The sequence below is a fragment of the Desulfovibrio sp. 6_1_46AFAA genome (genome assembly GCF_000224635.1).
GTDB lineage: Bacteria > Desulfobacterota > Desulfovibrionia > Desulfovibrionales > Desulfovibrionaceae > Desulfovibrio > Desulfovibrio fairfieldensis.
In genome coordinates this window covers 182,954-195,554 of record NZ_JH114303.1, presented here as the reverse complement: position 1 = coordinate 195,554, position 12,601 = coordinate 182,954, and the positions used below count along the sequence as shown (strand labels likewise).

The 12,601-nt window shown below is 63.1% G+C and carries 12 protein-coding genes; 11 read left to right on the top strand and 1 reads right to left on the bottom strand.

All coding sequences use genetic code 11. The features are described from left to right. The 8 genes from folD (at position 1) to HMPREF1022_RS10560 (ending at position 8,028) form a co-directional block, all read left to right on the top strand. Positions 1–858: a bifunctional methylenetetrahydrofolate dehydrogenase/methenyltetrahydrofolate cyclohydrolase FolD gene (gene folD, locus HMPREF1022_RS10595; RefSeq protein WP_009303106.1), complete on the top strand. Its 858-nt coding sequence runs from the start codon at positions 1–3 to the stop codon at positions 856–858. A gap of 371 nt (positions 859–1,229) precedes the next feature. Beyond that, complete coding sequence (locus tag HMPREF1022_RS10590) at positions 1,230–1,703, top strand: DUF805 domain-containing protein (RefSeq protein WP_009303105.1); 474 nt, start codon at positions 1,230–1,232, stop codon at positions 1,701–1,703. Between the two features lie 22 nt (positions 1,704–1,725). Further along, positions 1,726–2,175 carry a DUF805 domain-containing protein gene (locus HMPREF1022_RS10585; RefSeq protein WP_008682443.1) on the top strand — a complete coding sequence of 150 codons (450 nt, stop codon included), beginning with the start codon at positions 1,726–1,728 and terminating at the stop codon, positions 2,173–2,175. Between the two features lie 79 nt (positions 2,176–2,254). After that, positions 2,255–3,334, top strand: a complete 1,080-nt coding sequence (locus HMPREF1022_RS10580; RefSeq protein WP_009303104.1) for an iron-containing alcohol dehydrogenase family protein — start codon at positions 2,255–2,257, stop codon at positions 3,332–3,334. 257 nt (positions 3,335–3,591) lie between these two features. Further along, positions 3,592–4,779 carry a DegT/DnrJ/EryC1/StrS family aminotransferase gene (locus tag HMPREF1022_RS10575; protein WP_008682441.1) on the top strand — a complete coding sequence of 396 codons (1,188 nt, stop codon included), beginning with the start codon at positions 3,592–3,594 and terminating at the stop codon, positions 4,777–4,779. 282 nt (positions 4,780–5,061) lie between these two features. Beyond that, positions 5,062–6,735 (top strand): cytidine 5'-phosphate N-acetylneuraminic acid synthetase, encoded by a 1,674-nt coding sequence (locus HMPREF1022_RS10570; protein WP_009303103.1) that lies wholly within the window; start codon positions 5,062–5,064, stop codon positions 6,733–6,735. Continuing rightward, positions 6,732–7,301, top strand: coding sequence for a DUF4952 domain-containing protein (locus tag HMPREF1022_RS10565; RefSeq protein ID WP_009303102.1), 570 nt, complete (start codon positions 6,732–6,734; stop codon positions 7,299–7,301). The genes HMPREF1022_RS10570 and HMPREF1022_RS10565 overlap by 4 nt, the downstream gene beginning before the upstream one ends. 28 nt (positions 7,302–7,329) lie before the next feature. Beyond that, positions 7,330–8,028 (top strand): cytidylyltransferase domain-containing protein, encoded by a 699-nt coding sequence (locus HMPREF1022_RS10560; RefSeq protein WP_008682438.1) that lies wholly within the window; start codon positions 7,330–7,332, stop codon positions 8,026–8,028. Between the two features lie 257 nt (positions 8,029–8,285). On the opposite strand, the gene HMPREF1022_RS10555 is transcribed toward HMPREF1022_RS10560, so the two are convergent. Then, a complete protein-coding gene (locus HMPREF1022_RS10555; protein WP_009303101.1) occupies positions 8,286–9,416 on the bottom strand; it encodes a TOBE domain-containing protein in 1,131 nt (376 codons plus the stop codon). Positions 9,417–9,658: 242 nt separating this feature from the next. Between HMPREF1022_RS10555 and modA the strand changes: the two genes are divergently transcribed. The 3 genes from modA (at position 9,659) to HMPREF1022_RS10540 (ending at position 12,158) form a co-directional block, all read left to right on the top strand. After that, on the top strand, positions 9,659–10,411 hold the full coding sequence (gene modA, locus HMPREF1022_RS10550) for a molybdate ABC transporter substrate-binding protein (protein WP_008682435.1): 753 nt from the start codon (positions 9,659–9,661) through the stop codon (positions 10,409–10,411). Between the two features lie 191 nt (positions 10,412–10,602). After that, positions 10,603–11,289: a molybdate ABC transporter permease subunit gene (gene modB / locus HMPREF1022_RS10545; protein WP_008682433.1), complete on the top strand. Its 687-nt coding sequence runs from the start codon at positions 10,603–10,605 to the stop codon at positions 11,287–11,289. Next, positions 11,286–12,158, top strand: a complete 873-nt coding sequence (locus HMPREF1022_RS10540) for an ATP-binding cassette domain-containing protein (RefSeq protein ID WP_008682432.1) — start codon at positions 11,286–11,288, stop codon at positions 12,156–12,158. Before modB ends, HMPREF1022_RS10540 begins: the two co-directional genes overlap by 4 nt. Positions 12,159–12,601: the final 443 nt, after the last annotated feature.

The following is a 12,601-nucleotide window of genomic DNA, read 5'->3' as shown; positions in this document are numbered from 1 at the left end:
ATGCTTTTGATTGACGGCAAGGAAACGTCTCGCGTCATCCGCGAGGAACTCAGGGAAGAAGTGGCCGCCGCCTGCGGCAAAGGCCGCCGCGCGCCGGGTCTGGCAGTGATCCTGGTGGGCGAGGACCCCGCGTCGGAGGTCTATGTGCGCAACAAGGAGCGGGCCTGCGCCGAGGCGGGCATTATCTCCTTCCCCTATCATCTGCCCGCGTCCACCGGCCAGCACGAACTGCTGGCCCTGATCCATGAATGCAACCGCCGTCCGGATGTGGACGGCATTCTGCTGCAATTGCCCCTGCCGTGCGGCCTGGACGCCCAGGCTTGCCTGCTGGCTATTGATCCGGCCAAGGATGTGGACGGCTTCCATCCTGAAAATGTGGGCCGCCTTTCCCTGGGCCTGCCGGGTTTTGTCTCCTGCACGCCCGCGGGCGTCATGGAGCTGTTGCGGCGCTACGACCTCTCGCCCGCAGGCAAAAAGGCCGTGGTGGTGGGGCGCTCCGACATCGTGGGCAAACCGCTGGCCATGCTCCTGGCCCGGCCCGGCGATTACGCCAATGCCACGGTGACCATCTGCCATTCGCGCACTCCGGATCTGGCGGCGGAATGCCGCAATGCGGACTTCCTTTTTCTGGCCATGGGGCGGCCCCGCTTCGTCACCGCCGATATGGTGCGCGAAGGCGTGGTCGTCATTGATGTGGGCATCAACCGCACGCCCGAAGGCCTTTGCGGCGACGCGGACTTCGCGGGCGTGAGCGCCAAGGCGCGCGCCATCACGCCGGTGCCCGGCGGCGTGGGGCCCATGACCATCGCCATGCTGCTCAAAAACACCGTGCAGTCCTGGCGCGGCCGCACGGCATAGAGCACTTCACACTTGAAATGTTCCAACGCCGGACACGGTGAGGCGCGCCGCGAAGACCGACCCGACGGGCGGCCTGCGGGGCCGTGCCTGTAGCCCAAAGGGCGTACAGACATCGAGAGCAACGCGGCGTGGATTCCGGCAAAGCGACCGAAGGCGGCCCGAAGGTCTGTCCCCGTTGGCGACAACGGAGCCATACGGGGATCGACACAGCGCTAAACCGCGTTTTAGCATTGCCGCCGACATCCGTACGGCCCGAACCCGCCAGCGGCTGCCGTTTCCACTGTGCGCGGGCGGCGTTGGGTTTGAACTGTGTAACACTCCAAACGTAAAATACCGTGGTGCCCGATCGGAAAACCGGGAAAGGGGAACATATGGAATTCGCGCCCGCTGTGCGGCGTTGCCTGACCGAGAAGTATTGCAGCTTCAAGGGGCGGGCCTCGCGCTCGGAATTCTGGTGGTTCATGTTATTTATGTTCCTGGTCAATGTTGTTGTGAGCCTTGTCGCCGGTTTTCTTCCCTCAGCGGCGGGGAACGGCCTCAGCGTCCTGGTTTCGCTGGCTTTCATTTTGCCCAATATCGGGGTCACCGCGCGCCGCCTGCACGACCGCAACCTGTCGGGCTGGTGGCAGTTGGCGCCCATAGTCCCCACCATTCTGCTGCTGGCGATGATTTTCACGATGTCGATTACGGAGACCGCCCTGGTTCTCTTGTCTCTTCTGGCGGTGGCCGTGGCTATCTGGTTTCTCATAATGCTGATTCTGCCCGGCACGCTCGGGCCCAACCGCTTCGGCCCTGATCCGTTGAGGTCCGCGCCCCCGGACAGCGCGCCGGGCAACCCCCAATGAAAAACGGAGAAAGGGGAGAGATATGACCTTTGCCCAGGCCGTGCGCGTCTGTCTGAAAGACAAATACTGCAATTTCCGGGGCCGCGCGTCCCGTTCGGAATTCTGGTGGTTCATGCTGTGCATCGGCCTGATCAATCTGGCCGCCAATATCGTGCTTTCGCCCTTGCCGCCCAAGACGGCCATGGGGCTGAACTTTCTGGTTTCCCTGGCCCTGCTTCTGCCCAATCTCGGGGTGACGGTGCGCCGCCTGCACGATCGTAATCTGGCGGGCTGGTGGCTGCTGGTTCCCATCTTCAGCCTGTTGTTCTGGCTGCTGGGCCGGGGCGCGCCCGGCGGCAATGCCGGTCCGGTGTCGGCCCTGCTCTCCCTGTCCATGTGCATCTGCTATCTTGCCATCCTGTCGCTGCCGGGCACGGCCGGGCCCAACCGTTTCGGGCCCGATCCCCTGGCGGCGGGAAACGCGGGGGAATAGGCCGCCCCGCGGCCCTCTTGCCAGAACGGGCGCGTTGGCGTATGGCCCCGGAATCATCTGCCATAACGTGAGGACAACCATGTACCGCAATGCGAAAAATGTCGGCTACTATATGATAGGCAAGGGCGCGCTGGCCCAACTGGGCGATCTGCTGACCACCCGCCGCGAGGCGCAGGACGGACCGGCGGTCTTTTTCCTTGATCATTATTTTGAGGGCAAGGGCTTGGCGGATCGCCTGCCCGTGGAAAACCAGGATATGGTGCTCTACGTGGATACCACGGAAGAGCCCACCACCGACAGCGTGGACGGCTACACCGCCCGGGCCAAGGAATTTCTGGGCGGCAAAATGCCCTGCGCCCTGCTGGCCTTCGGCGGCGGCTCGACCTTGGACACCTGCAAATGCGTGGGCAATCTGCTGACCAATCCCGGCAAGGCCGAGGACTACCAGGGCTGGGAGCTGGTCAAACATCCCGCGCCCTACAAGATCGCCGTGCCCACGCTTTCCGGCACGGGTTCGGAAACCTCGCGCACGGGCATCATCTGCAATGAGGCCAAAAATCTCAAGCTGGGCATGAACAGCGACTATACCATGTTCGACCAGGTGCTTCTGGACCCGGACCTGACCGCCAGCGTGCCGCGCAACCAGTATTTTTACACCGGCATCGACACCTACATGCACTGCTTCGAAAGCCTTTCCGGTTCCTACCGCAACGTGGTGGTGGATTCCCTGGCGGAAAAGGCCATTGACATCTGCAAGCGGGTCTTTCTTTCCGACGACATGATGAGCGACGAAAACCGCGAGCTGATGATGATCGCCTCCTTCCTGGGCGGCATGGCCGCCGGTTTCGTGGGCGTGGTGCATCCTGTTTCGGCGGGTCTGAGCATGGTGCTGCACATGCCCCACGGTCTGGCCAACTGCCACGCCCTGTCCGTGCTGGAAGACATCTATCCCACGGAATACCGGGACTTCATGGCCATGATCGAGCGTCAGGGCATTGATCTACCCAAGGGCATCTGCCAAGGGCTCAGCGACGCGCAGTACACGGCCCTGTACGAGGCCAGCATCGTGCATGAAAAGCCCCTGATCAACCGCCTGGGCCCGGATTTTAAAAAGATTCTCACCAAAGAGAATGTGATCGGGCGTTTCAAAAATATGTAGCGCGGCATTTGTCCCTTTTTGCCGCTGGCGGCGTTATCAATGCTGTCTTTATCCGTAAGGCGGCAACGCCGCCAACGGCTAAAGCAAACACGCTTTTTATTCCGGTCATGGACCAAAAGAGTCCACTCCCGTCATAAAAAGTTCGTTTGCGCCAAGGCATCATGGGCTGTAGGCGGCAGGCCGCAACAGCCCATAGTCCTTGCCGGCGGCAAAAAGATTTCAAATGCCGTTTTTAGTAACCTCCCATGGAGGGTGAGATGGACATCAAGGTCAATTTCAGCGGACGCGCCATCCGCTATACGGAAGAGGAAATCGCCGTGGTCGTGGAGGCCATGCGCAACGCCGATCCTCTGACCCAGGGACAGTACATGCGCGCGTTTGAAAGCAAGTTCGCGCGTTATCAGGGCGTGGCCGATGGCTCCTGCTTCACCACCATGAACGGCTGCGCGGCCCTGGAAATGTCGGCCCAGCTCTGCCGTTTCAAGCCCGGCGACGAGCTGGTCATTCCCTCGCACACCTTCACGGCTTCAGCCTATCCCTATCTTAAAAAGGGCGCGCGCCTGGTCTGGGCCGACGTGGACCCGCACACCCGCGTGGTCACGGCCGAGAGCATCGAAAAAGTTCTGACCCCCAAAACCAGGGCCGTGGTGGTGGTCCATCTCTACGGCTATGTGGCGGACATGCCCGCCATAGCGGCCCTCTGCAAGGAGCGCGGCCTGATTCTCATCGAGGACGCGGCCCAGGCCATCGGCGCGGAAGTGGACGGCAAAAAAGCGGGCAGCTTCGGGGACATGGCCGTGTTCTCCTTCCACTCGCACAAAAACCTGACCACCTTGGGCGAGGGCGGCATGCTCTACGTGCGCGACCCGGCCCTGGCCGCCGTGGTGCCCGCCCTGCGCCACAACGGGCACTGCGCCTATGACTTCGAGCGCCCGGACTACTGGAAACCGGCCATGGGCAATGTGGACGTGCCCATGCTGGACGGCGACATGCTCATGCCCAACAACTATTGCCTGGGCGAAGTGGAATGCGCCCTGGGCGCGAAACTGCTGGACCGCATTGACGCTATCAACGACCGGAAGCGGGAACGCGCCCTACGTTTCATGGACGCTCTGGCCGATTTCCCGGAACTGGAATTCCATCGCGTGGACTCACGCCGCCACAATTACCATCTGCTGGCCGCCCGCATGACCACCGGCCCGGAGATGCGCGACCGCTTCATGCGCGCCATGTCCGGGGAAAAGGGCGTCAAATGCGTGGTGCAGTATATTCCGCTGGACCGTTACGACTACTATAAGCGCCTGGGCTGCGGCACGGCAAATTGCCCCAATGCGGACGCCTTTTTCGACAGCATGATTTCCTTCCCCTTCCAGCACTGGTTGAGCGAAGAAGAGTTTGACTACATGCTGGCGGCCACGCGCGACGTGCTGACTTCCTTGCGCTGAAAAGCGTCTTTAGAGCAGATCAACTTTGAATTTTTACAAATTTCAAAGTTGGCATTCCGGTGAAAAACGTGGTTATCGTTGCTATCGATCCCCATATGGCTCCGTTGCCGCCAACGGGAACAGCCCCTCGGGCTGCCTTCGGTCGCTTTGCCGGAATCCACGCCGCGTTTGGCGTTAGAGCATTTCAACGTTGAAATGCTTTATCCCTGTGCCTTGCCGAGCCTCTTTCTTGCCAGGGAACAAAATCCATCTTTTCAGGTTGGGTCAGAGATAGTGGAACCCGTGAAAGAACGCTGCATCGTCATCCCGGCCATCAAGAAAAACGCGGTCATCCCCGACCAGCTGGTCAAAAAGCTGGCCGGGGTCACGCTTATGGAGCGGGCCATCCACACGGCGCGCGCCGTGGCTCCGGGCGAGGACATTGTGGTGCTCACGGACAGCCAGGAAATCTCGCTGATCTGCGAGCGGACGGGCGTGGGCTTTCACTGGAACAAGGATCTGCGCTTCACCAGCCTGGATATTGTGGCCGAGATGCGCGACCTGCTGGGCGATCTGGCGCGCCGCTACGAGCATTGCATCATCCTGCGCGCCTCCTGCCCGCTGCTGACCTGGGTGGACGTGGAGGACGCCTGGAAGAAATATCTGGAAGCCGGGGCCGACAGCCTGGTCACGGTAAAAAGCGTGCGCCAGCGCATCTGGAACGTGCGCGGCGACAGCCTGGAAAGGCTGCTGGATTGCGCCACGGGCGAGGCGGGCGCCTGCGGCGAGGAGCAGCTTCTGGTGGAAAGCCGGGCCCTGATCATCTTGCGCCTGGCCCTGCTGCGGGAGACGCCGCAGGTCGTATCCGGACCGGGCCGCGCCCCCGTGCCCCGTCCAAACAAGGTGATCCCCTATTTCCTCAATGAGCGGGCCATTGAAATCCAGGGCTATCAGGACTGGTGGATCTGCGAACGCCTGCTGCGGCGACGGCATGTGGTTTTTGTGGTGGCGGGCTATCCGGCCATCGGCATGGGCCATGTCTTCCGCGCGCTCATGCTGGCCCATGAGATTACCAGCCACAAGATCACCTTTGTCTGCACGCGCGAGAGCGAGCTGGCCGTGGAAAGCATCGCCCGCAAGGACTACCGCATCGTGCGCCAGGGGCACGAGAATCTGGCCGACACGGTGCTGGCCCAGCGGCCCGACCTGGTGGTCAACGACTTTCTGAACACGGACGCGGCCTATATGGAGCGCCTGCGCGCGGGCGGCGCGCGCTGCGTCAACTTCGAGGACGAGGGGCCGGGCGCGACTCTGGCCAACCTGGTGGTCAACGCCCTGTATGAAAGCGGCCGGACTACGGAGCGCCTGCGTTGCGGGGCGGACTATTTCTGTCTGCGCGACGAATTTGTGGGCGCACGGCGCAATCCCCTGCGGCCCGACGTGCGCACCGTGCTGCTCACCTTCGGCGGCACGGACCAGCGGGACTGCTCGCGCCGGATACTGGACATCATCGAACCCATCTGCCGGGCCTACGGCATTTCGGTCCGCCTGGTGGCCGGGCCGGGCTACGCCCACAAGGAAGCCATGGAGGCCCATCTGCGCAAGTTGGAAAACCCCTTGGTGGAATTCACCTGGGCCACCAACGTCATGAGCCGGATGATGGAAGGCGCGGACCTGGCCATCTGTTCGGCCGGGCGCACGGTCTATGAGCTGGCGCACATGCGCGTGCCCGGCATGGTTCTGGCCCATCACGAGCGCGAGGCCCGGCACACCTTTGCCCGCCCGCGCAACGGCTTCGCCTTTGTGGGCCTTATGGACCGCGTGGATGACGTCAAAATCCGTAACGTCTTTCTGGCCATGCTCAAGCAGGCCCGCCGGGCGCGCTTCTGGGAGCGCCAGAACCGCCTGGACTTCACGGCCAACAAGGCGCGGGTGGTGGGCCTGATGCTGGATCTTCTGGACCGGGACGAGACATGAGCGGGTACACGCGGGCATTGCCGCCCCAGCCGTCCGGATTGTCCCGGCTGCCTTGCCCGCAACGCCTGGCCGCGCTTGTCTTGTTGTTCTGCACCCTGCTGGCGTTGGGGCTGCCGGTTCCGGCCGGGGCCGGGGAGGCCGTTGCGCCGCCTCTGCCGCCGGGCCCGGCCTGCGGCGATTTCCTGGCCATGGCCGGGAGAAAGCCGGACGTCTTGGAATTTCTGGGTTGCGAGCCGGGCCGTGACGCTCGGTTTCCCGTTCTGGCGGCCCGCTACCGGGTGCGCGGCGCGGACGCGGCGCTGGTGGAGGACGTCTTGAGGCGCGAAAGCGGCATGCGCCCGCTGGTCTATGTCTGCTGTCGCTGGGAAATGGAAAAGAACGGCCAGGGACGTTTCGGCTTTCGCCGGCCGGGACTGTCCCGGCCGGCGGCTCAAGCTGACGGCGGCCTGCTCGGCACATGCCGCGTGCGCATGGGCAGCGGGGATACGGAATACTATGAGCGCTCGGAGTGGCTGCTGATTCCCTGGTTTTACGTCACGGTGCTTCTGGATCTGAAAAGACCCTGAACCCGCCGTGAGAGATAAGGAAAACACCATGTCCCATAATGCCCGCCACGGCAAAAGCGTGGCCATTGTCCAGGCCCGGCTGGGGTCCAGCCGCCTGCCCCTGAAATCCCTGCTCTGCCTGCGCGATCTGCCCGTCATCGACTGGGTGACGCGCCGTCTGGCCCAATCCCGGCGGTTGGACCGGATTATGGTCGCCGTGCCGGATACGGAACTGGACCGGGTGCTGCTGGAGCATCTGCAACGCCGGGGCGTGCCCTGCCTGGCCGGGTCGGAAAACGACGTGCTGGCCCGTTTCTGTCTGGCCGCCAGGGAGGCGGAGGCGGATCTGGTGGTGCGCGTCTGCGCGGACAATCCCCTGATCTGGGGCGAAGCCGTGGACCGGCTGCTGGCGCATTATGAACGCACGGACTGCGACTACGCCTACAATCATATTCCGCGCGACAACCTCTGGCCCGACGGCCTGGGGGCCGAAGTTCTCTCCCGTGAACTGCTGGATGACCTGGACGCCAGGGCAAAGCAGCCCTCCCAGCGTGAGCACTGCCTGAACTACATTTGGGACAATGCCGCGCAATTCCGCATTTCCACCTTTGACCCGGAAGAGGACTGGCTGCGCCGTCCGGACCTCAAGCTGGATATGGACCGGCCCGAGGACTTCCGGCGGCTGGCCCTGCTGCCCCTGTCGCCGGACATGGACGCCCGCGCCATTGTCAACGTCTTTTCAAACTGACTGAAATTACTCTGAGGAATTGCTGTGGAGTGAATCAGCGTTGAAAAGGTGATTCACTCCAGGGGCTGTTTCTAAATTGAGGAATTTTGGCCTTCCGGCAAGGGAAACAAGTTTTTTGCGGAAGGAGTGTGCTCCGATGGTGCTCGACTGGAGCAAAAAACGCAGTTTTCTTCAGCCGTTGGCGGCATGGCCGCTACGGATAAAGACAGCATCGATAACGCCGCCGGAAGTCAAAAGAGCCGATTTAGAGACAGCCTCTAATCCAGGCTCAGGATCACGGAGAAGGCCTTGAACAGCACCGTGATTTTGTCTCCGGCGCGCAGCGGCGCGCCTGTGGCCGGACCTTTGCTTTGCAGGGCGCAGATCTGGCTGCCTTCGGGCAGGGCCGCCAGGATTTCCATGACCATCCCGTCTTCGCGCACCCGTTCCACCACGGCGGCGAAGCGGTTTTCCGCGCCGGACGTCGCGTCCACGCGGCCGTTGCCGCCTTCCGGCGCGCCCGCTTCGATCATTACCCAGGGGGCCTTCACGCTGGCGTTGACCAGCTTGCCTTCCTCCAGTGCCAGGCTGCGGTAACTCTCATCCGTGATCAGGGCCGCCACGCGCAGGCCGCCGGCGGTGCTCAGAATGGCCTCCACCAGCAGGCCGGACTGGCGCAATGCAACGATCCGCCCCTGAAACACGTTCCGGGCGCTGGTTTTCATGGGTCGCTCCCTTTGCAGTTGTTCACGCAACAGGCGTTGCGCCTTCTGCGGATCGCAGCGCACAATGCCGCTCTGGCCGGGCCCGGCGCGCCGTCCCAGAAAAATGTCCACCACCGGCAGGGGCAGGCCCTGCCGGCCCAGTTCCAGGGCCCGGCTGTGGCGCAGGCTGCGCGCGCTGAGCAGGCCCTTGGGCAGGCCGCAGGCCGCGCCGCACTGTTGCAGGCTGCGCCGCACGTAACTGGCGTCGCAACGCATCAGTTCCGGGCTGGCCGGAAACAGGCCCGGATCTTCCAGCACCCGCCGCAGGCGACGGCTCACGGCCAAGGGCAACGGCACCTCGCGGCCGCAGGCCCCCTTCACGCGGATGATCCCCCCCTGCAAATCCATATCCGACGGACCCAGGGCGAAAATTTCCACCAGGCGCAGGCCCGCGTAGCGCAACAGCATGAAAATCAGCCACATGCGCAGGCGGGGGCGTTTTTCGCGCGGACCGCGCGCCGCCGCTGCCCGTTCCCAGAGCCAGGACTCCACGCTCAATAGTTCCTGCGGGCTGATCCGGCCGGTATCCTGCAGCAGGGCAACGGAATCCCGCCGCAGCAGTCGCTGCCGCAGCCAGGCCGTGTCCGCCGGGGAGAGCGAGCGCAGCAGCGCCGCCAGTTCTTCACGCTTTGCTGTTTTGTCCATGCCTTTTCCGCGTTTTTTCCTCCTTATACAAATAGAACACCGGCTTTGTACAGCCTTCACGTTTTTGTCGTAAAACGTGCGTATGCACCCGTTTTGATCCCCGTTCACGTTTTTTGCCCAAAACGTGAACGGCTTGCCGGTCCGTGCCGCTGGGGTAGAGTAGCTATAACCCCGACCGCGCCCCCTGTCGCCGCCGTCGGCCTTCTTTCTCGTCAGTACTACTCATGGAGGAGACAAAACACATGAAGACGCCCTTCCTTTCCCGCATTCTTCTGGCCCTGGCCTGTGTCGGCCTGTTGGCCCTGCCCGCCAAGGCCGCGGAAATGACCATTTCCGGGGCGGCCAGCCTGACCAACGCCTTTACCGAGCTCAAGGGCATGTTTGAGAAAAAACATCCCGGCCTCACCGCGCACGTCAACTTCGCCGCCTCCAATCCGCTGCTGAAGCAGATTCAGGAAGGCGCGCCCGTGGACGTTTTCGCCTCCGCCGACCAGGCCACCATGGACAAGGCCGTGGCCTCCAAGGTGGTGGACCCGGCCACGCGCAAGGATTTCGCGCTCAACGACCTGGTGCTCATCGTGCCCGCCGGGAGCAAGAAGCCCGCTGATCTGGCCGACCTCAAGAACTTCAAGCGCATCGCCGTGGGCAATCCCGATTCCGTGCCCGCCGGGCGCTACACCCGCGAGGCCCTGACCAACGCCAAACTCTGGGACGTTCTTCAACCCCAGGTGATCCAAGGGGCGAGCGTGCGCCAGGTGCTGGACTATGTGGCGCGCGGCGAAGTGGACGCGGGCTTTGTTTACGGCACGGATGCCAAACAGCAGGCCGGCAAGGTGGACGTGGTCCTGGTGGTGCCGGGCCACAAGCCCGTGCTTTATCCCATCGCCGTGGCCACTACGGGCAAGAATCCCAAGATGGGACAGGCCTTCCTGGACTTCGTGCTCTCGCCGGAAGGGCAGGCGGTGCTGGCCAAGTACGGCTTCTCCAAGCCTTAACGGGATTTGGTCCTTTTGACCGCCGGCGGCGTTACACATGTTTTTTGCTTGGGTCATGGGCGAGAAGAACCCACTCCCCGCGCAAAAAATATATGTGCCTTGTCGGCGGTCAAAAATCCTCAAATGCCGTGAAATATCCAGGCGTGTCGTCAGATTATTTTTCTTTGCAGCGGACAGGGTGACCCGATCTTATGGATTTTGATCAGATATCCATTCTGAGCCCGCTGGAGCTTTCCCTCCGGGTAGCGAGCCTGGCGACCCTGTTCTCCTTTGTGGCGGCCACGCTCATGGCCTGGCTGCTGGCAAGAAAAAGAGGGCCCCTGCCCGCCCTTCTGGACGCCCTCTGCACCCTGCCGCTGGTGTTGCCGCCCACGGTGCTGGGCTATTATCTGATTCTGCTGGTGGGGCGGCGCGGGGTATTCGGCCACTGGCTGGCCGACATGGGCATCAATCTGATCTTTTCCTGGCAGGGAGCCGTGGTGGCGGCCACGGTGGTGGTTTTTCCCCTGATCTACAAATCCGCGCGGGCGGCTCTGGAGCAGGTGGACCCCCACCTGGAAAACGCGGCCCGCACCCTGGGTTCCTCGGAGTGGCGGGTTTTTGTGAGCGTCTCCCTGCCCCTGGCCTGGAGAGGCATTTTCGCCGGGCTGATGCTGGCCTTCGCGCGCGGCATGGGCGAATTCGGGGCCACGCTGATGATCGCGGGCAATATCCCCGGCAAGACCCAGACCCTGGCCCTGGCCATTTATGACGCTTTTCAGGCCGGCAACGACGTCCAGGCCGTCTGGCTGGTGATCATTACCTCCGCTGTCTGCGTCAGCCTGCTGATGGCGGCGGAACTGTTGCTGAAACTGAAATGGAAAAGGCGGTCCCGATGATCTCGCTGCATCTGCGCAAAACGTTCCGGAATGCGGACACGCCCTTCAGCCTGGACGTGGCCTACGAGATCGGCGACAGCCAGAAGCATGTGGTTCTGTTCGGCCCCTCGGGCTCGGGCAAAAGCCTGACCCTGCAATGCCTGGTCGGGCTTACCCGCCCGGATGCCGGGCATATCCGCCTGGGCGAGCGCGTGCTCTATGACGGCGCGGCCAAGGTCTGCGTACCGGCCCGCCGCCGCCGCATCGGCTATATGTTTCAGGATTACGCGCTGTTTCCGCATCTGAGCGTGCTCCAGAATGTGGCTTACGCCCGTACCGGCTGCTGGCCCTGGCGGATCTGCGCGACGGAGCGGAGCAAGGCCCAGGCCATGCTGGAGCGCTTCGGCATCGGGCATCTGGCCAGGCATCTGCCGGTCCAGCTTTCGGGCGGGCAGCGCCAGCGCGCGGCCCTGGCCCGCGCTCTCAACGCCGACCCGCAACTGCTCTTGCTGGACGAGCCCTTTTCCGCCCTGGACCCGCTGCTGCGCGAGCGCCTGCGCGAGGAACTGCTGGAACTGCTGGCTGATCTGACCATCCCGGCCGTGATCATCACCCATGATCCCGACGATGTGGATGCCTTTGCCGGTGGCCTGATCCTCTATGACCACGGGCAGGCCCGGCAGGTGCCGGATTACCGCGGCGCGCGCCGGAATTTCGCCACAGCCGGGCAATGCCTGCGGCATTTGCAGGAAGAGCGGGGCGGGGCGCGGCAGCGCGCCGCGAATCCCGCGGCCTTGATGCCCCCTCCCGCACGCCCGGCGGCTTTTGCTGCCGCCCTGACGCCGCGTACGGCTTCGGCGCGGGCCGAAGGAGCGGTGGGGAGCCGGTAGCGCAAAATGGAAAAAGAGATTTGGTCCGGATCGCGAGGTCCCGGCCAGAGGGAACGCGCTGCCGTTGCGACTCCGGCGGCGCGTTCCGCTTTTTTGCACCCGGCGCTTGCGCGTCTTCGGGCATGTCGCGCGCGTCCGGCCCTGCACCGGCCCCGGCGGCCTCTGTCCGCACGGCAGCGGTGACAGCGGCACGGGAGTCATGTAAAATAAAATCACAGTGCTCCAAACTGTCCGATCTGTCCGATAGATTGAACACTTTTGACAGACACTGTCCGGATTATAAGACAGTTTTGCCGTCCAGAAAAGCCGCCGCAAGGCCGCTGCATGGAAAGAGCTATGAAATTGAGGCGGATACGAAAGCCTTCCGTCCGGCACGCAATTTGCTACTTCTGTCACAATTTTCGGGTGTTCTCAGGCCCTGCAGGCCGCTCTTCCCCTTTTTT